This window comes from Staphylococcus carnosus, from assembly GCF_900458435.1.
Lineage (GTDB): Bacteria > Bacillota > Bacilli > Staphylococcales > Staphylococcaceae > Staphylococcus > Staphylococcus carnosus.
On sequence record NZ_UHCT01000001.1, the window covers coordinates 1,147,224 to 1,164,957 of the forward strand.

Annotated in this window: 16 protein-coding genes, 8 tRNA genes, 1 pseudogene and 1 riboswitch; of the genes and pseudogenes, 20 read left to right on the plus strand and 5 right to left on the minus strand. The window is 34.4% G+C overall.

Going from position 1 to position 17,734, the window contains the following annotated elements; translation table 11 throughout:
- Positions 1 to 4: 4 nt before the first annotated feature.
- From DYE31_RS05495 to DYE31_RS05550, 11 genes are all read left to right on the plus strand, one after another.
- Complete coding sequence (locus DYE31_RS05495) at positions 5 to 1,108, plus strand: cysteine desulfurase family protein (RefSeq protein WP_015900646.1); 1,104 nt, start codon at positions 5 to 7, stop codon at positions 1,106 to 1,108.
- Complete coding sequence (locus DYE31_RS05500) at positions 1,095 to 1,631, plus strand: transcription repressor NadR (RefSeq protein ID WP_015900645.1); 537 nt, start codon at positions 1,095 to 1,097, stop codon at positions 1,629 to 1,631. Before DYE31_RS05495 ends, DYE31_RS05500 begins: the two co-directional genes overlap by 14 nt.
- Before the next feature lie 171 nt (positions 1,632 to 1,802).
- Entirely contained in the window at positions 1,803 to 2,426 is a 624-nt protein-coding gene (locus DYE31_RS05505) for a class I SAM-dependent methyltransferase (RefSeq protein WP_015900644.1), read from the plus strand.
- 397 nt (positions 2,427 to 2,823) lie between these two features.
- Positions 2,824 to 2,897: transfer RNA gene (locus DYE31_RS05515), tRNA-Met, on the plus strand.
- Positions 2,898 to 2,913: 16 nt separating this feature from the next.
- Positions 2,914 to 2,989, plus strand: a tRNA-Asp gene (locus DYE31_RS05520).
- A gap of 12 nt (positions 2,990 to 3,001) precedes the next feature.
- Positions 3,002 to 3,074: transfer RNA gene (locus DYE31_RS05525), tRNA-Phe, on the plus strand.
- A gap of 19 nt (positions 3,075 to 3,093) precedes the next feature.
- Positions 3,094 to 3,169 (plus strand) — tRNA-His (locus DYE31_RS05530).
- An 11-nt stretch (positions 3,170 to 3,180) separates the two neighbouring features.
- A tRNA-Gly gene (locus tag DYE31_RS05535) sits at positions 3,181 to 3,254 on the plus strand.
- Positions 3,255 to 3,265: 11 nt separating this feature from the next.
- Positions 3,266 to 3,340 (plus strand) — tRNA-Asn (locus DYE31_RS05540).
- Position 3,341: 1 nt separating this feature from the next.
- Positions 3,342 to 3,413, plus strand: a tRNA-Glu gene (locus DYE31_RS05545).
- 61 nt (positions 3,414 to 3,474) lie between these two features.
- Positions 3,475 to 3,563: transfer RNA gene (locus DYE31_RS05550), tRNA-Ser, on the plus strand.
- Positions 3,564 to 3,664: 101 nt separating this feature from the next.
- On the opposite strand, the gene DYE31_RS05555 is transcribed toward DYE31_RS05550, so the two are convergent.
- The gene (locus DYE31_RS05555; RefSeq protein WP_015900643.1) at positions 3,665 to 4,303 is read right to left on the minus strand and encodes an LptM family lipoprotein; all 639 of its coding nucleotides are present in this window, start codon (positions 4,301 to 4,303) and stop codon (positions 3,665 to 3,667) included.
- 267 nt (positions 4,304 to 4,570) lie between these two features.
- Entirely contained in the window at positions 4,571 to 5,095 is a 525-nt protein-coding gene (locus DYE31_RS05560) for a hypothetical protein (protein ID WP_015900642.1), read from the minus strand.
- A 183-nt stretch (positions 5,096 to 5,278) separates the two neighbouring features.
- Here DYE31_RS05560 and DYE31_RS05565 point away from each other — a divergent pair, with 183 nt between their 5' ends.
- The 3 genes from DYE31_RS05565 (at position 5,279) to menC (ending at position 8,516) form a co-directional block, all read left to right on the plus strand.
- Positions 5,279 to 6,001 carry a hypothetical protein gene (locus DYE31_RS05565; RefSeq protein ID WP_015900641.1) on the plus strand — a complete coding sequence of 241 codons (723 nt, stop codon included), beginning with the start codon at positions 5,279 to 5,281 and terminating at the stop codon, positions 5,999 to 6,001.
- A 115-nt stretch (positions 6,002 to 6,116) separates the two neighbouring features.
- Positions 6,117 to 7,505, plus strand: coding sequence for an o-succinylbenzoate--CoA ligase (gene menE, locus DYE31_RS05570; RefSeq protein ID WP_015900640.1), 1,389 nt, complete (start codon positions 6,117 to 6,119; stop codon positions 7,503 to 7,505).
- A gap of 3 nt (positions 7,506 to 7,508) precedes the next feature.
- The gene (gene menC / locus DYE31_RS05575) at positions 7,509 to 8,516 is read left to right on the plus strand and encodes an o-succinylbenzoate synthase (protein ID WP_015900639.1); all 1,008 of its coding nucleotides are present in this window, start codon (positions 7,509 to 7,511) and stop codon (positions 8,514 to 8,516) included.
- Here the strand turns inward: menC and yidD are convergent.
- Positions 8,513 to 8,767 (minus strand): membrane protein insertion efficiency factor YidD, encoded by a 255-nt coding sequence (gene yidD, locus DYE31_RS05580; protein ID WP_015900638.1) that lies wholly within the window; start codon positions 8,765 to 8,767, stop codon positions 8,513 to 8,515. The genes menC and yidD overlap by 4 nt on opposite strands.
- An 88-nt stretch (positions 8,768 to 8,855) precedes the next feature.
- Here yidD and ytkD point away from each other — a divergent pair, with 88 nt between their 5' ends.
- A complete protein-coding gene (ytkD, locus tag DYE31_RS05585) occupies positions 8,856 to 9,329 on the plus strand; it encodes an RNA deprotection pyrophosphohydrolase (protein WP_015900637.1) in 474 nt (157 codons plus the stop codon).
- Positions 9,313 to 10,092, plus strand: coding sequence for an alpha/beta hydrolase family protein (locus DYE31_RS05590; RefSeq protein ID WP_065865379.1), 780 nt, complete (start codon positions 9,313 to 9,315; stop codon positions 10,090 to 10,092). Before ytkD ends, DYE31_RS05590 begins: the two co-directional genes overlap by 17 nt.
- A gap of 49 nt (positions 10,093 to 10,141) precedes the next feature.
- On the opposite strand, the gene pckA is transcribed toward DYE31_RS05590, so the two are convergent.
- Positions 10,142 to 11,734: a phosphoenolpyruvate carboxykinase (ATP) gene (pckA, locus tag DYE31_RS05595; RefSeq protein ID WP_015900635.1), complete on the minus strand. Its 1,593-nt coding sequence runs from the start codon at positions 11,732 to 11,734 to the stop codon at positions 10,142 to 10,144.
- 162 nt (positions 11,735 to 11,896) lie between these two features.
- A riboswitch (SAM riboswitch) is annotated at positions 11,897 to 12,012 on the plus strand.
- Positions 12,013 to 12,120: 108 nt separating this feature from the next.
- Here pckA and metK point away from each other — a divergent pair.
- Together metK and DYE31_RS05605 are read left to right on the plus strand one after the other, a co-directional pair.
- The gene (metK, locus tag DYE31_RS05600) at positions 12,121 to 13,317 is read left to right on the plus strand and encodes a methionine adenosyltransferase (protein WP_015900634.1); all 1,197 of its coding nucleotides are present in this window, start codon (positions 12,121 to 12,123) and stop codon (positions 13,315 to 13,317) included.
- A 91-nt stretch (positions 13,318 to 13,408) separates the two neighbouring features.
- Positions 13,409 to 14,314 carry an NERD domain-containing protein gene (locus DYE31_RS05605; protein ID WP_015900633.1) on the plus strand — a complete coding sequence of 302 codons (906 nt, stop codon included), beginning with the start codon at positions 13,409 to 13,411 and terminating at the stop codon, positions 14,312 to 14,314.
- Positions 14,315 to 14,413: 99 nt separating this feature from the next.
- On the opposite strand, the pseudogene DYE31_RS05610 reads toward DYE31_RS05605, so the two are convergent.
- A pseudogene (locus DYE31_RS05610) lies at positions 14,414 to 15,730 on the minus strand (ISL3 family transposase).
- A 197-nt stretch (positions 15,731 to 15,927) separates the two neighbouring features.
- Here DYE31_RS05610 and DYE31_RS05615 point away from each other — a divergent pair.
- Positions 15,928 to 16,770 carry an aldo/keto reductase gene (locus tag DYE31_RS05615; protein WP_115314370.1) on the plus strand — a complete coding sequence of 281 codons (843 nt, stop codon included), beginning with the start codon at positions 15,928 to 15,930 and terminating at the stop codon, positions 16,768 to 16,770.
- Positions 16,771 to 16,780: 10 nt separating this feature from the next.
- The gene (locus tag DYE31_RS05620; protein ID WP_015900629.1) at positions 16,781 to 17,704 is read left to right on the plus strand and encodes an ADP-ribosylglycohydrolase family protein; all 924 of its coding nucleotides are present in this window, start codon (positions 16,781 to 16,783) and stop codon (positions 17,702 to 17,704) included.
- Positions 17,705 to 17,734: the final 30 nt, after the last annotated feature.

Consider the following 17,734-nt stretch of genomic DNA (forward strand, 5'->3'; position numbering starts at 1 on the left):
CGGTATGATTTATTTAGATAATGCATCAACAACACAACCAGCAAAAGAAGTGTTGGATATTTATCAAGAAGCGCAACAAGCGTTGTTTTATAATAGTGAGAGTTTACATGCAGGCGGAGAGATGGTGCGCGAAGCTTTAAATTCTAGCAGAAAATTCATTCAAGAACATTTTAATACTAAAAAAGAAGTTATTTTTACTACAAGTGGTTCTCATGCTAATCAAATTGCAATCAGTACTTATTTACAGCAAGCACCTGAAGGGCGCGTGATTGTATCGCCATATGAACATCCATCGATAGCTGCAGCTTTAGAACCATTTCGCAAACAATTTGAGATAGTTGAAATGCCGCTCGATAAAAATGGTGAAATTGATTTAGTGGGATTAAAATCTTTAATAACAGATGAAACGGTTTTGTTAGTTGCACAGCATGTTAGTTCAGAAACAGGTTATAAATTGCCTGTAAATGAAATCGCACTGATTGGAGAAACTCAAAATATACCGCTTCATGTAGATGGTGTTCAAGCTGTTCATAAAGTTTCAGATATCAATATCGATAAGTTTTCTTCTTATACTTTTTCAGGACATAAGTTTAATGGGACAAAGGGAAGCGGAGCATTACTGATTGAACATAAATCTGTAAGACCTATTAATATTCATTATTTTCATGAAGAGGGTACTAGAAATGGCACGTTAGATGTACCAAGTATTTTAGCGATGACAAAAGCTTTATCTCTGAATCCTCAACATGAACATTTATTAAACTTATATCAGCATGCAAAAAAACGTGCAAAAACAGCAGGTTTTACAATTTTGGAATATGACCTTCATGCGCCGCATATTTTAGGGATGTTGACACCTTTTTATGAAGGTCAATATGTTATGCAGACACTTTCAAGCAGAAATGTATGTATTTCTACTGGAACAGCATGTGGTCATGGTTTATTATTAAGTGACGGATTAGTGCATAAAATTGAAACAACACAACATGAAGCAGATCAGTATGTTAGAGTTTCTTTTTCAAAAAATACAACGCTAAATGAAATAGATCAATGTTTTGATCAGTTAGAGAATATATTAAAAGAGGTGGCCCTAGATGAGCCAAGCTGATGAAAGAAGAGAGGAAATTGTAGAACTGTTAAAAATGACAAGTGAACCGATTAAAGGATCGGAATTAAGCCAGAGATTTGGTGTTTCTCGCCAAATTATTGTGAAAGATATCTCTCACTTAAAAACAAAAGATTATGCAATCAATTCTACAAGCAAAGGATACTTTTTAGATATAGAACCTCAAGGAAAAGCACATAAACGTTTAATTATGTGCCAACATGATTTTGATGAAATGGAAAAAGAACTGTCTATCATTGTTGAGAATGGTGCAATGGTAGATGATGTATCCGTAGAACATCCAGTCTATGGAAATATTAGAGCAGAATTGATGATTGAAACACAAGAAGATATTACAACGTTTATAGAAGAAATGACAAAGTTTAAAGGTACAATGTTAGCAAAATTGACAGATGGTTTTCATCTGCATACAATTTCAGCGGATACTGAAAAGATTTTGGAAAATGCGATTGCAGATTTAGAACAACAAGGATTTATTGCTAATACTGAAGAAATAGTAGAGTAATTGATAAAGCACCAGCATTATGTTGGTGTTTTTATTTTCGCAAAAATATTAGAATTGCATTTAAATTCAGAGTATTAAAACTTTTATATTGTGGATAATTTGTTTTGTTTTTGAAATACTTATGAGCTATAATATATATCGAAATACTCGGAATTGAGGTGTTATCGGGAAATGGAATTTATGGAAATTTTTAAAAAGTGGGCACCAGAATATGATGCCACTGTTAACGGGGAGAACGAAGAATATAGAGATGTCTTTATCAATTATTCTGAAATGTTGAATGAACTTGCAAGTACAGCAGAAGGCAGAGTGCTTGAGATTGGTGCTGGTACTGGTAATTTAACACTGATGTTAAAAGATAAAGGCAGAGAGGTGTCAGCTATAGATCCATCTGATGATATGAGAGCAATTGCGAATGAAACTAAAAATTTGGATGTACAATATGGTCATTTCTTTGATATACCATTTGATCAACCATTCGATTATATTGTAACTTCGTTTGCGTTCCATCATGTAAAACCAGAAGAAAAATCTGATGCAATCAAAACAATGATGCACTCATTAACAGATGATGGAAAATTATTAATCTTAGATACCATGTTTGAAAGTGAAAAATACAAGCAAGACTTAATTAAATATTATAACAATCAAGAATTCTATAACTTAACTGAGGATTTACAAACTGAGTATTACACTTATATTGAAAACTTAAAAGATATTGTAAATGATCTAGGATTGAATTTAGATATGGTACAAAAAAATAAATTTGCTTGGTTAGCCACTATTTCAAAATAAATAGTTATTCAGCATCAAAAAGGTCGGAATAAAGCTATAAATGCTTTTTTCGATCTTTTTATTTATGAAATAGGGGAGATTAACTTAAAAATATAAGAAATTTAAACGTAAAGTTAAGGAGCAAATGATAAAAAACAAGCAGAATTGTGGTCAATTGCTCACTAAAAATAAAAATTTATAGTAATTATATATTTATTACACTTATTTATGTTGGAATGTGGTTGACTCAAGGGATAAAAGTTAATATACTAGTTATTGTCTTGAAAAAAGAGATTACAAATACGAAACAAGATTTAAGTTTTAAAAATAAAATTCATATTTTGTTAAAAAAAGATTTGACATTACTTAACAATACATGATATACTAATAAAGTAGTTCAAATTACTAATAATATTACCGCGGGATGGAGCAGTTCGGTAGCTCGTCGGGCTCATAACCCGAAGGTCGGTGGTTCAAATCCGCCTCCCGCAATACATAGTTTTTCTCTGGTCTCGTAGTGTAGCGGTTAACACGCCTGCCTGTCACGCAGGAGATCGCGGGTTCGATTCCCGTCGAGACCGCCATTTTAAATATAAGGTTCAGTAGCTCAGTTGGTAGAGCAATGGATTGAAGCTCCATGTGTCGGCAGTTCGACTCTGTCCTGAACCATTCTTTTAAACTTTGTCTGGCGGTTGTGGTGAAGTGGTTAACACATCGGATTGTGGTTCCGACATTCGTGGGTTCGATTCCCATCAGCCGCCCCATAATCGTTAATGCGGGTGTAGTTTAATGGCAAAACCTCAGCCTTCCAAGCTGATGTTGTGGGTTCGATTCCCATCACCCGCTCCATTTTTAATTAATCCACAGTAGCTCAGTGGTAGAGCTATCGGCTGTTAACCGATCGGTCGTAGGTTCGAGTCCTACCTGTGGAGCCATGGCTCCTTGGTCAAGCGGTTAAGACACCGCCCTTTCACGGCGGTAACACGGGTTCGAGTCCCGTAGGAGTCATTCAATCAGAAACGAAGTATCGTTTCTGATTTTTTATTTAATTACATAAATTTTAATAAATGGAGAGTTGTCCGAGCTGGCCGAAGGAGCACGCCTGGAAAGTGTGTAGGCGCCACAAGCGTCTCGAGGGTTCGAATCCCTCACTCTCCGCTCAATTTTAGACCCCTTTGTTTTCTGTCTTATTACATGAAAGCAAAGGGGTTTTTGAATTAGATATAAAACCGTGCTGATGAAAATTTTATTCGTTATAGTTAGTAGGATTGGCGTGCTGCTTCAATCAATTTAGTTGTGTATCTAAAATATTTTTCCGAAACGTCCATGTTATGTTTAAAAACATCAGTTTGTTCGATTAATTCATGTTTAGAAAATTGTTTTTTATGCTCGATGACATTTTCAAGGTCTTTGAAGGAGTTATAAAAAATTTCAATGGATTTAAAGTAATTCTCATCCATATCTTTAAATTGTGTAGGAACTTCTTTGTCTCTATTTTTTCTATCATCCAATGCTTGTTTCAATTCTTTCAATGCTGGATCTATTTCTGATTTCACTTCTTTAGTATCAGCCTCATCAATACGGTCATCATTTTGCTTCAAATTATTGACCATTTGATGAACCTTAGAATTGGTATCCGTAAGAGGTTGTGCCTCTCTTTGAAAAATTTGGCCATACTCATAATCATCATAATATTTACTAGAATCAAATTTGCCGTTTCGTTTTTCGTCTCTGACTTTAGCAGCTTTATCTTTAACTTCTTCTTCAGTACCGATAGGGTGGTAACTGTATTTTTTAATTTCCGGCTTCTGATTTTCTTGACTATGATCTTTTCCTTTTTCACCGCAACCAGCTAACACAATGAGACTAACTAAAAACAACCATATAAGTTTTTTCATGATTTTTCCTCTATTCTATTTTTATTTGTAATTTAGAGAATAAAACAGGGGTAATGATAATGTTTTGTAGAACTATCGTGCTATTTATTAATAATCATAAATAATAATGAACTAAATTTCAATTAATATTTTGAAAATTGCGAAAAATAAATATCGAAACGAACTTCAACACCATAAAACACTATGAAATAAGTTGAGATTTATCATGTAATACCAACATGAAATAACCACAGTAGTGTACAAGACTAGCTACCGTGGTTACTTTTTTTATTTTGGCTTGTTAGATTCTTTTTCTTTAAGTTCTTCTATAGAAATGGGTTGGTTAATCTCACTGACACTTTTTCGGCTAAAATGATACATTTTGACCATAGCTGGTTTAGATAGGGCTAAAAAAGATAAAAACGTAGCAATAAAAGAAAAATGTGTTACATTCAACACAAACAAGAGTGGAATGAAAATCAACGCAAATAATGCTGAAAAGATTACGATTGGCAATACTTTTAACAATATCTTTTTTAATCGCCCGTTTATTATTCTAGACAAAAGAAAAAGTACTAAACCAATTAATAATAAAGGGATAATAATAGTGGTTAAAGTAGCAGTATATGCATTTGCATAACCTTTCCAATCTAAATGAATAAGGTAGTACATCGAAGAATTTTTAGGAACATCCAATTGGAAAAGATTTGTACCGTAATTGACATATAAAAAGTAAATAATGATAAAAACAAGCAGACATGTTATCGTATATTTAATGTAATAATTAAAATTTTTTGGTGGTTTTGAATGCAATTATGTTCCCTCATTTCAAACAAGTATCTAAACTATTATCTTATAAATTAGGCACCATCGCAATGCGGAATATTTTAACATATAGGACTTTTATACGAGGGTTATCTTTTTGTTAAATGGTATACTAAAGGTAATAAATATTAATTTTTCACTAAATAAAAAATGGAAATAAGGTGATTTAAAATGAGAAGATCTGATCGAAATAATCATGATTATGATAATCACAGAGATAATCGTCGCGATGATTATTACCGTAATAACCGAGATGACTATAGAGATGGTGAGTATGACAGACCTCATGAAGATAGTCGAGAAGCAGAATACCGTCGTCGTTCAGATGAAGACGGCCGTTATTATAACGAACGCGATTATCGCAGAGAACGTATGTTAGAAGAAGAAAATCGTAAAAGCAACAAAGGAAAAAAATGGTTAGCAGCAATTGTAGTCATCTTATTAATTGTTGTTGCCATCTTTATCGTAAGGAACATGATGCAACCGAAAAACGATGATCAAACTGCAAACCAAAATCAACAGTCAGAACAAGCACAACAATCTAATAATCAAAATAAACCTAATGTGACTAACAACTATAAAGAAGTTATTAAAGAAAAAGAAACGGTAATCAAAGAAAAGATTGAAAGTGCTAAAAATAATATCCAAAACGGACAAAATAGTCAAAATGCAATTGATTCTGCGCAAAGTGAAGTCAATCAATTGAAAGATAAAGCAACAAATAATGGTGATAATAACTTAACTGATCAATATCAGAATGCGGTAGATAAATTAAAAGAGGCTAATCAAGCCCAACAAAATGGTGAAAATCAATCTAAAGTAGACGGGCTGCTTAATGATATTGACAGTAAATTACAAAGTATTAAAGATAAACTTAATCAATTATTTAATTAAACTGTAAATCCGGGAGTATCAACTCTCGGGTTTATTATGTTTTAAAACAGAATAGCATCGTAAGTATATATTCTTTGATAAAATAGAAAGTGCAGAGAAATAAGGAGGAAAATTGATGGATTTATGGTTAAAACAAAGTGCAGAAAAAGTTCCTGAAAACATTGCACTTGAAGATCACAACACACAACTTACATATATGAACGTTTATAAAACGGCTTTACAATATGCACATGTATTGCACCAACTTAATCGAAAACGTATCGCATTTTATATAGATAACCGTCTTGATTCAGCTCTCATTATTTATGGTGCTTGGTTAGCGGGAATTGAGGCAGTAATGATTAATACAAGATTAACGGATAAAGAAATAACTGCACAATTAAAATCCGTAGATACTGATACGATTATCGCAATCCTTCCGTTAAATATAGATGGTTTCAATATTATTTCATGGTCAGAGCTCGAAGCGAAGCGAGGAACTGAAACATATGAAATTCCTATGGATTTAGAACGAATCGCTTCAATCATGTTTACCTCAGGCACAACAGGACTACAAAAAGCAGTGCCGCAAACTTTTAATAATCATCTTGCCAGTGCAACCGGATGTAAAGAAAGTTTAGGTTTCGATCAAAATACCAAATGGTTATCTGTATTGCCGATATATCATATCTCAGGTTTGAGCGTCTTATTGCGAAGTATGATTGAAGGTTTTACAGTTAGAATTGTGAATAAATTTGATGCAGATCAAATACTTGAAATTATTAAGGGTGAAAATATTACACACATTTCACTTGTACCGCAAACTTTGAAATGGATGATGGATGCAGGATTAACTGAACCTTATCATTTAGAAAAAATACTCTTGGGCGGTGCTAAACTTTCTCACGCTTTAATTGAAGAGGCTCTCCAGAATCATTTACCAATTTATAATTCATTTGGTATGACAGAAACTTGTTCACAATTTTTAACCGCTTCTCCTGCTATGTTGAAATTCAATCCAGACACAGTTGGCAAACCGAGCCCAAATGTAGATGTCAAAATCACCAAACCTAATCATGAAGGCCATGGAGAACTTTTGATAAAAGGTGACAATGTAATTAATGGATATCTATATCCGAAAAATTTAACAGATACTTTCGAAAATGGTTATTTTAAAACAGGTGATATTGCTAAAATTGATTCAGAAGACAATGTGATGATTTATGATCGTCGAAAGGATCTAATCATCAGCGGGGGAGAAAATATTTATCCATTTGAAATTGAGAGTGCTGCTAAACGTTATAAAAATGTGAATGATGCGATGTGTATCGGTGTCGAGGATATAGAATGGGGACAAGTACCGAAATTGTATTATGTGAGTGAATCCGATATTGATAAAAATAAACTCCAATATTTTTTACAACAAGAATTAGCAAAATATAAAGTGCCGAAAACTTATCAGCGCGTAGATACTTTACCTTATACTTCTACTGGAAAGTTGAAACGTGGTTCAATTGAGGAATAAAAAATGAGATTTAAAACGATAAATTTTTATATTTTTGAAGCGCCTTTTAAAAATCCTATTAAAACACCTAAGGTTGAAATGGATACGCGAAAGGTGTTAATCGCTGAATTGATTGATCAAGAAGGCTGCAGTTACTTTGGTGAATGCAATGCCTTTGAAACAGATTGGTACGATAAAGAAACGATAACATCTGTGCATAACGCATTGAAATCCTGGTTTGATGAAGAAGTATTGGGTAAAGATATTGATGATTTTAATGCAGCCCAAACAATTTTAGATAAAATATCAACGCAACCAGCTGCAAGAAGTACTGCAGCTATGGCTCTCTATCAAGCATTTTATAATTTGGAATCATTTTCTGTTGAATATGGTGCGACAGCAAGTGGATTATCTGATAAACAGTTCGAAGTACTACAAAAAACAGAACCCAAAAGGGTTAAGTTGAAATGGTCAGATAATGTAGTTGATGATTTAAAAAAGCTACAGCGATTGCAATCATCTCCACTTCTGGCATTAGATGCTAACGAATCACTGGATCAAGATGATATTTCAATATTGCAAGGAATCAAAAGCAGTTTTGATATTATATACATTGAAGAACCTTTTAGACACTTAAATAGTTTGAAACATGTAGAAAAAGAGACGATTCCGCCTGTAGCACTAGATGAAAAAGCTGTAGATATAGCATCAATTCTTCGATATATTGAAGCGTACAATGTCGATATCGTTATATTAAAGCCATTTCGCCTAGGTGGTATAGATCGTATGTTGGAAGCTATTAAAATATTACAGCAGAGAAGTATTAAAGTAGTTATAGGAGGTATGTATGAATATGGACTCAGTCGTTATTTCACAGCGTACCTTAGTCGATTAGGTGATTATCCTGGTGATATTACGCCATATGGTTACTATTTTGCAGAAGAGTTTACAGAAAAGAACGGTATATTAAACAAGGGACACATTGAATTTGTGCCCCCAGTAATCAACAAAAATCAGTTGAAACGTTATTAATGATGATGGTGTTCGCAATGTTGGTGGTTATTGTCCTTTTTCAAAGGAACAGGATCGAAACCACCTTTATGAAGCGGATGACATTTTGAAATACGTTTTATACCTAACCATGCGCCTTTAATAGGACCATGTACTTCAATTGCTTCTTTTGTATAATTAGAACAAGTAGGATAGAAACGACAAGATGGAGGAGTAAGCGGTGATATAAACCGTTGATACACCCAAATCAAGCCGAGAAAGAGTTTTTTCAATGTTATCCCTCCAACTCTTTAGAATAAAGTAAATCCAACTCATAACGATTTATATTTTAGCATATTAACCAAAGGAATGTGATAGAACGTGATTACTAATGATCAATTTAATAATAAGATTGAGATGCAATTTACAAATCCTGATGATCAAGCAAATGGAGAACACGTTCTTGCAATACCGCTATATCAAGGGAAGTATATATTAACAAACCATAAAAAGCGTGGTATAGAATTTCCTGGCGGTAAAATAGAAAAGAATGAAACAAGTGAAAATGCGATAAAGCGTGAATTATTTGAAGAAACGGGTGCAATTGTTCAAGATATGCAGTATATTGCGCAATATACTGTATATCATCCGAACGGCAAAAGATGGTTTACAAAAGATGTATTTGCTGTGAATGTGAAAAAAATTGAAAGTAAACAAGATTATTTAGAAACAAATGGACCAGTAATAGTTCATACTTTGGATGCGATTGATGAGCATGAAAAGAGCTATTTGCTCACAGATGAAGTGATATTAAAATGTGCGGAAAGAGTGAATCAACTTGGACTTTATCAATAAAAAACGCATGCCGATTGATTTAAAGACACACATCGGCGAAGAAGTAACTTATAGAGTCGATCAGCTGAATGTCAAAGGTCTTATGCTTACTCCAAAGCAAGATGTAAAACGGATTGTAATTTATTTGCGTGGCGGAAAAGGGAAAGTCGGACGTGTCCGCACTGGTCGACTATTGCAATTTTCAGATCCTAATACATTAGTATTCGGTCCTTACTACAGAGGCAATAACGGCAGTGAAGGAAGAGATGAGTTTTCAGGAAAAGACTTGCACGATGTGACAAAAGCAATGGATATATTAAAATCACTATATCCTGATGCATACGTTCATGTTGTTGGTTTTTCACGTGGTGGATTGCAAGGATTATTAGCATTTCAGCATTTGCCAGCAAATAGTTATATCATTTGGGGCGGTGTTACAGATTTACATTTAATGTATGAAGAACGTGTAGACTTACGTGGAATGTTGCGGCGAATGGTAGGGCATCCTAAAAAAGATGAAGAAGCTTATCAAAAACGAGAGGCTTTGCAATATATTAATTCAAATAGTCCTCCTATACTGATTGTCCATGGCGGTAAAGATCATCAAGTAGGGATACACCAAGGTTATCATTTAGAAGAGTATTTAGAGAAAATAGGTCATAATTACCAAACATTTTATCAAATGGAAGAAGGTCATGTTCCGAGACCTAAAGCACTAAGCGAAGTACTTAAAGTGATTCATCAATGGATGGAAAATGTTGAACAGGAAAATAATAAGGTATGAGAAAACCCGGAATGGATATGAATCCTTTCCGGGTTTGAAAATGCATTTATTAAGCTTTAAATCCACCTTGTTCAGCAATATCTTTACTGTCATCGCCGAATTTTTTGAAGTTTTCTACGAAACGTGAAATTAAATCTTGTGCTTGTTCACGGTAAGCATCTTGATTACTCCAAGCATTAATAGGTTGTAAGATGGATTTTGGAACGTCTTTAATATCTTTAGGTACACTTAATCCGAATACTTCATCTTTTTCGAATTCAGCATTTTTTAATTCGCCTTTAATCGCTGCATCTACCATACGACGTGTATATTTTAAGCTGATACGACGACCAACGCCGTATTTACCACCAGTCCAACCAGTGTTAACTAAATATACTTCAACTTCATGCTTATCGATTAATTGACCAAGCAATTCAGCATATCTCTTCGGATTTAATGGCAAGAATGGTGCACCGAAACATGTTGAGAATGAAGGTACTGGTTCTGTAATACCACGTTCTGTACCAGCTAATTTTGAAGTGAATCCACTTAAGAAATGATATAATGCTTGTTCTTTAGTTAATTTAGAGATTGGAGGCAATACTCCGAATGCATCTGCAGTTAAGAATAAAATTGTATTAGGATGCGCAGCTTTTGAAGGTTTTGCAATGTTATCGATATAATCGATCGGATATGCTGCACGTGTATTTTCTGTGTATTTATTATCATCGAAGTCAACATTTCCATCTTCTTCAACAACTACGTTTTCTAAAATTGTACCGTAACGAATAGCATCATAAATTTGAGGTTCTTTTTCTTTTGAAAGATTGATTGCTTTAGCATAGCAGCCGCCTTCAATATTGAAGATACCATTTTTGTTCCAACCATGTTCATCGTCACCGATTAATTTACGATCTGGTGCTGCAGATAAAGTTGTTTTACCTGTACCTGATAAACCGAAGAATAAAGCAACATCGCCTTTTTCGCCTACGTTAGCAGAGCAATGCATACTCATAATATCTTGTTGAGGTAATAAGTAGTTCATAACTGAGAAAATACCTTTTTTCATTTCACCTGCATATTCAGTTCCCCCAATAAGAATGATACGGTGTTTGAAAGAGATAATTACAAATGTTTCAGAAGCTGTACCATCTTCTTCAGGGTTAGCTTTGAAGTGCGGTGCTGAAACAATTGTGAAGTTTGGTTTTATTTTTTCTGCTTCATCCTTTGAACTAGGGCGGATAAACATATTATGTGCAAACAAGTTATGCCAAGCCATTTCGTTTACAACTGTCAAACGAAGTTGTGTATCTTGGTCACTTCCTGCATAACCGTTAAAGACGTATAACTCGTCTTTTTGATCTAAGTAATCTAAAACTTTATCAGAAAGTCTCAAGAATTTTTCTTCTTCAATTGGTTGGTTGACTGAACCCCAGTCAATTGCATCTCTATAGGAAGGTTCGTTTACAATAAACTTATCTTTAGGAGAGCGTCCAGTGTATTGACCAGTCAATTGGTTTATTGCTCCTAATTCTGTCAGTTCGCCTTCATTATTGTCTAAAATCTTGTTGTAAAGTTGCGTTTTAGTGAGTTGAAATAGTGATGATGGTTTCTCAATCAAATGATTCAACTTTTGTAAATTTGTTTGTGCATCTACTGCCATTTTAAAAAACCCCTCCAGCGCGTAAGTAATATAATAAATTGTAAGCCTTTACATTTTCATAGTATAACATAATATGGTCATTATTCCACAACGGATTTGTGAAATTCAATTCGTCTAATTGACAATTTAAATCTGTTTGGGTAGTATTATTTGTAACGGATTCTCTTATCCTGAGTGGCGGAGGGACATGGACCCAACGAAGCCCAGCAACCTCTCCTAAGCGGAGAAAGGTGCCAAACCGTTTGCAAATGTCATAGAAGACGTTTGAACGATAAGAGCGAAAGGACGTCAAAGGGCTTTCTCTCTATGTTTATAGTGGAAAGCCCTTTTTAATTTGAGCTCGTAGATAGAGAATTTTCGTAATTAAAAATCAGAAGGAGTCAGTTATGTCGAATAATAGAAGATTATTTACGTCAGAATCTGTTACAGAAGGGCATCCTGATAAAATAGCAGACCAAATTTCAGATGCTATTTTGGATGAATTATTGAAAAAGGATCCGGATGCCAGAGTTGCATGCGAAACAGTAGTCACTACGGGAATGGCTATGATTGTCGGGGAGATTTCTACAGCAACTTATGTTGATTTTCCAAAAGTAGTAAGAGATACAGTTGAGGAAATCGGCTATACGAGAGCTAAATATGGTTATGACAGCCAAACAATGGCAGTTATGTCAGCAATTGATGAACAATCACCTGATATCGCACAAGCGGTTGATCGTGCATTAGAATATAGAAATGAAATCAGTGAGGAAGAAATCGAAGCTACTGGTGCAGGAGACCAAGGTTTAATGTTCGGTTTTGCGACGAATGAAACTGATACGTATATGCCGACGCCGATTTACTTTTCACACCAATTAGCGAAACGTCTTTCAGATGTACGCAAAGATGGTACTTTAAAATACTTGCGCCCAGACGGTAAAGTACAAGTCACAGTAGAATATGATGAAAATGATAAACCAGTTCGAATTGATACAATTGTAATTTCAACACAACATGCTGAAGATGTAACACTTGATCAAATTCAAGAAGACATCCGTAAACATGTGATTGATCCGATTGTACCTGCATCATTATTAGATGATGAAACTAAATTCTTTATCAATCCTACAGGCCGTTTTGTAATTGGCGGACCACAAGGTGATGCTGGTTTAACAGGCCGTAAAATCATTGTAGATACTTATGGTGGTTTTGCACGCCATGGCGGAGGATGCTTCAGTGGTAAAGATCCAACAAAAGTTGACCGTTCAGCAGCTTATGCAGCACGTTATGTAGCTAAAAATATCGTTGCAGCAGGTTTAGCTGATAAATGTGAAGTGCAACTTGCTTATGCTATCGGTGTAGCAGAGCCTGTTTCAATTTCAATTGATACTTTCGGCACAGGCAAAGTTCCTGAAAGTAAATTAGTTGAAGCTGTGCGTGATAATTTTGATTTACGTCCAGCTGGTATTATTAAAATGTTAGATTTAAAACGTCCTATTTATAAACAAACAGCTGCATATGGTCACTTCGGCCGTACAGATGTTGCATTACCTTGGGAACGCGTGGACAAAGTAGATGTATTGAAAGAAGCGGTCCAAGCATAATTTCTGCAATTTTCAAATGAAATTCAGGATTATTATCGATAGAATCGAAACTTTCCTTTATAATGATATTTAAGACAAGTAAAGGAGCGGAATGTGTATGGGACCATTGGAAATTGGTTTAGTTGCAGCGATAGTTATAGCTGTTATTTTCTTAATATTATTCTTAACTGCATTAAGCAGCAAAAAGAAAGCACAACAACAAGCAGAAGAACAATATGAAGCGAAAGAAAAAAGCTTGAAAGATAATTACGAAGATGAGCTTGAAAAAGAGCGTGTCGAACATAAGAAAACGGTAACGAAGCAACGAGCTGATTTTGATGCTACTGTAGATTCGAAAGACCGTGAAATCGACGCACTGAAACTTTTTTCAAAAAATCACAGTGAATACATCACTGATATGCGTTTGATAGGTATCAGAGAACGATTAGTAAAAGAAAAACGCATTCGTCCAGAAGATATGCATATTATGGCTAATATCTTCTTGCCTAAAAATGATATGAACGATATTGAACGAATCAGTCATTTAGTCTTAACACGCACAGGTTTATACATTATTGATTCTCAACTGTTAAAAGGACATGTATACAATGGCATCAGTAATAAACAATTTGCTGAATTACCGACAATTGAACATGTCTTTGATGTACTGGATTTAGATCCACGTACACCGCAAACATTAGTTTTAGATGAAAATGATGATAAACAATCTGCATCGTTTGTGAACTATTCAAATCAACTTCATTATGTTGAACAGTTAGCAGATGCATTACGTCGTAAATTAGATTTGAAATATACACCAATGGCTTTGCTATATTTCAATCCTAAAAATGAAGGCGCTGTGACTATTTCTAACTACGTTCAAAACACAAATACTAAAGTATTGGTAGGGCCAGAACAATTAGATGAATACTTTAATAAGTTTGTATTCCATGGACGTATTCAATATAATGTTGAAGATTTAGCTCGTGTTATGGAAGAAATAGAATCATTCAATTAATGAGTAAAAGCACTATTTACGTATATTACGTGGATAGTGCTTTTTGTTTTAAAGTTTGGGCTCTCTGTCAAATAGGACTGGTGGCTCAAATTAAAGAGGTTAGGCAGCTTTTAGCTGCTTAATCTCTTTTTTAGGATTTGAGGAAAAAAGTCTCGTACATAAAATAATACGATTGCGCAAATTAGTGAAGTTTCTATAACCGAAAGAAACCTTTTTTATCAGTTTGATTTTATTATTAATACCTTCGAGCGGACCGTTGGTCAGATTCGAATATTCCAAAGTATTCAATATCATGTCGTGATGATTTTTAAGTGTTCTGACGGCAATTTTAAGTTTGGGGGCGATGGTCCCCATGTTGATTGCCTGTATGGTTGATGTATATAATTGTTCATCATTTTCTTTTAATGCATAACGCAGCTGGTGGACGTAGTAATGAGTATTTAACAGTTTATCATCAAAATCCAATAAGAAATCTACGATTCCTTTGGTTGTTTTCCATTGTTTGAACAAAGGAACTTTATTATATTCGAACATCTCCAATTGTTCATAAGGTTTCAAAAGCAGTTTCCAATAACGTTTATATTTATTGTAAAGCGGTCTGTCGTTATTTCGGAAAGTATTCATAACACTGACACGAGTCATATTCAAAGCGCGATTCAATGATTGTACAATATGAAATCGGTCTATAATAATTCTGGCATTAGGGAATACTTCATTAATCAAAGACATATAGGGTTCGTACATATCGATAGATACAGTCTTTACACGTTGTCTTTCAGCAAGTGAATAACGATAAAAGTGCGTTTTCAGAGCTGCCAATCTGCGATCGGGAACAATATCTACGATACGGTGAGTCACGGCATCAGCATAAATAAAACTCATATTATGGCTGACATGCTTGACGTTCTTGAATTCATCCATCATTAAATGTTCAGGCAAAGCACTGAACGGCTTTTGAGCAATCTGAGAAGCAGATTTATCTATCATCCGAGCAACTGTAGAAGCCCCGACAGCACAAGATTCAGCAATTGACTTTTGAGAACGGATTTCGGTAGCTTTCTGCAAAACAGCTAAACGTATATGATCTGAAATATGGCAATATCTTTCAACTATTTTTGTTTCAGCAGTGAAGTGCGTACAGCAGTGCTTACAGTAAAAACGCTGCTTTTTCAGATTCAAATAGGCTTGTCTTTCAGATACCTTAGGTATCGTAATACGGGAATTCTTCATTCCATTTTTTATAATGGAATAGTCGGTGTTTTTAAATCCGCAGTTTTCGCAGTGCTCAGGAACCTACGTCAATTTCCCAAAGTAGAATAGACATATTTTTCCTTTATACTCTTTTTCTTCAATCTTAGTGTCGAATTCTATATTTTTATCTTTAATTTCCAGTGTAGTTGATATAAAATGATTCATAGGCGCAACTTATCTCCTTTAATTTTGGTGTGGTTACTTTAAATTATAGAGATAATTGCGCTATTTTTATATCAAAAAATCGGACGAGTGATTTTCTCACCAGTCCGATTTAGTATAGAACCAAAGTTTGAATAGATGCAACAGAGGACAAACATAAGGTATAGTTGAATTATTAATAATAGGGAGTGTTGAATATTATGGAATATGTTGAATTTTATAACGGAAATAAAATGCCGATTGTCGGCTTAGGTACATTCCGTGTTGAAAATGATGAACAAGCTAAAGAAACGGTACAATATGCAATTGAAAATGGATATAGAAGTATTGATACTGCGATGATATATGAAAATGAAGAAAAGGTTGGAGAAGGAATTAAGGCAGGATTGGAATCTACTGGTTTAAAACGTTCTGACTTATTTATCACATCTAAATTATGGTTAGATGATTACGGTAGAAAAAATGTTGCAGATGCATACCAAACGTCTTTAGATAAATTAGGATTAGATTACTTAGATTTATACTTAGTTCATTGGCCAGGTATGGATGAAGAGGTAATGATTGATACATGGAAAGGTATGGAAGATTTACTCAAAGATAATAAAGTGAAAAATATTGGTGTGAGCAACTTCAAACCGCATCATTTCGAAACATTGCTTTCTCATGCGTCTGTTAAACCAGTGATTGATCAAGTAGAATTTCACCCTTATTTAACACAAGAGGATTTAAGAAAATACTTACAAGCACAACATATTCAAATGGAATCTTGGTCACCTTTAATGAATGCTCAAATTTTAGAGAATGATACTGTGAAAAAAATCGCTGATGAAGTAGGAAAATCACCCGCACAAGTCATCATTCGTTGGAATATTCAACATGATGTTGTAGTGATACCTAAATCAGTGACACCTTCACGTATTAAAGAAAATTTAGATGTGTTTGATTTTGAATTATCAGATTCACAAATGGAACAATTAGATAATTTAAACGAAGATAAACGTGTTGGACCAGATCCTGATAACTATTCTGGACATAATAAATAGGGTGTTTTAAATGGCTGATTATAAAGGAATGCTATATGGTGCAATGGTAGGAGATGCATTAGGAGTGCCTGTCGAGTTCGAAGATAGAGGCAGTTTTAACATTGACAGCATGATTGGTTATGGTACATGCAATCAACCGCCTGGAACTTGGTCAGACGATAGTTCATTGACATTATGTTTAGCCGAAAATATTAATGAGCAGAATAATATAGACGGTTTAATGCGAAAATTTGTCTGTTACCTTAATGAAGGGTACATGACTCCTTTTGGCATTGCATTCGGTGTTGGCAATTCTACAAAACAAGCGATAAAACGATATGAAGATGGAATTCCAGCAGAACAGTGCGGAGGTACATCAGAATATAATAACGGGAATGGTGCTTTAATGAGAATAGCACCTTTAATAAAATGCTTTCCGCCAGAAATGTCTTTAGATCACGTTATAGAAAAAGTAATAGCATATACACGCATTACACATGGTCATCCTCGTGCTATTATGGCATCAATCATTTATATTGAGATATTGCGACAAATTGCCATAGGATATTCCTTTAAAGTCAGTGTTGAAAATACAGAAAAAGAATTAAACAAATATTTGAAAAGTAACCCTGTGCTTTTTAATGAATTCGAAAGTTATTATGAGAGAATATTTCAGCCGGAATTCTATCAATTGCCTCAAAGTTATATAAATTCTTCCGGCTACGTTGTTGATACTTTAGAAGCTGCTTTATGGTGTATTGGAAACACAGATAATTTTAAAGATGCTGTACTTAAAGCAGTTAACTTAGGAGAAGATACCGATACCGTAGGATCTGTTGCTGGAGCGATTGCAGGTTTATTATATGGATTCGATACGATTCCTGAAAAATGGGTTGAAACGCTTGTTAGTAAAGCGGATTTTGAACCGATTATCCTGACTTTTATAAAAGATTAAAAAAGACACACTTGAACGTAATTTCATACG

Excerpts from the sequence above, each read along its gene's own strand:
- DYE31_RS05495 (WP_015900646.1), top strand. The coding sequence starts at position 5 with ATGATTTATTTAGATAATGCATCAACAACACAACCAGCAAAAGAAGTG.
- DYE31_RS05500 (WP_015900645.1), top strand. The coding sequence starts at position 1,095 with ATGAGCCAAGCTGATGAAAGAAGAGAGGAAATTGTAGAACTGTTAAAA.
- DYE31_RS05505 (WP_015900644.1), top strand. The coding sequence starts at position 1,803 with ATGGAATTTATGGAAATTTTTAAAAAGTGGGCACCAGAATATGATGCC.
- DYE31_RS05555 (WP_015900643.1), bottom strand. The coding sequence starts at position 4,303 with ATGAAAAAACTTATATGGTTGTTTTTAGTTAGTCTCATTGTGTTAGCT.
- DYE31_RS05565 (WP_015900641.1), top strand. The coding sequence starts at position 5,279 with ATGAGAAGATCTGATCGAAATAATCATGATTATGATAATCACAGAGAT.
- menE (WP_015900640.1), top strand. The coding sequence starts at position 6,117 with ATGGATTTATGGTTAAAACAAAGTGCAGAAAAAGTTCCTGAAAACATT.
- menC (WP_015900639.1), top strand. The coding sequence starts at position 7,509 with ATGAGATTTAAAACGATAAATTTTTATATTTTTGAAGCGCCTTTTAAA.
- pckA (WP_015900635.1), bottom strand. The coding sequence starts at position 11,734 with ATGGCAGTAGATGCACAAACAAATTTACAAAAGTTGAATCATTTGATT.
- metK (WP_015900634.1), top strand. The coding sequence starts at position 12,121 with ATGTCGAATAATAGAAGATTATTTACGTCAGAATCTGTTACAGAAGGG.
- DYE31_RS05605 (WP_015900633.1), top strand. The coding sequence starts at position 13,409 with ATGTGTATGGGACCATTGGAAATTGGTTTAGTTGCAGCGATAGTTATA.
- DYE31_RS05615 (WP_115314370.1), top strand. The coding sequence starts at position 15,928 with ATGGAATATGTTGAATTTTATAACGGAAATAAAATGCCGATTGTCGGC.
- DYE31_RS05620 (WP_015900629.1), top strand. The coding sequence starts at position 16,781 with ATGGCTGATTATAAAGGAATGCTATATGGTGCAATGGTAGGAGATGCA.